This is a genomic window from Oleiphilus sp. HI0079 (assembly GCF_001635105.1).
Map to the genome: position 1 here is coordinate 1 of NZ_LWFT01000446.1, position 581 is coordinate 581.

Genomic DNA, 581 nt, shown 5'->3' on the forward strand with positions numbered 1-581 from the left:
TCACCAAAACAGTTCGCAGCTCGTAGTGAAAGCAATCTCGCAGAAACTCGAAAACCATTCGTCTAGATTCGTCAACCGTCATTCGGTGCAAATCAAGACGGGCCTCTATGTCGTATCGCCCCATCCGTAAATTTTTGTACACGCCGTGCTGAACACCATCACGCCGAAATTCCAAAACATCGTTTGACTTCAGCTCCGGAACAACCGTCGAAGCCAGTGGATCTAACGTTTGCCTTGCTGATACGGCTAGGCTTCTACGCACCATCTTACCCGGTGTGTCTTCCTCTTTCTTGTGCAGACGCGCGCGATTCTTTCGCAGGGGCTTCACCCCCGCCATTTCCGCGGCGAACAAGTCCTGCTCGTCTTCATCACTCATCAATTACGTCTCTTATACCAAGCTCTGATCTACCAAGCGCTTATCTACCGAGTTACACACGTCAATCAGGCTAAATTTAGCTTGCAGCTAGCTCTTCAGCCCGACCAATAAAACTCGTCTCACCGAGGTCATCCTGACTGCGCGCGCTGAACACCCCTGACAGCTGCTCCCAAGGCGGATTAACGCAGTTCTCAAGCATAAATTC

The 581-nt window shown here is 50.8% G+C and carries 1 pseudogene; it reads right to left on the reverse strand.

What is annotated here, in order from left to right:
- Positions 1-376 (reverse strand): annotated as a pseudogene (locus tag A3750_RS05865) (Smr/MutS family endonuclease); the annotation flags it as partial.
- Positions 377-581 lie beyond the last annotated feature (205 nt).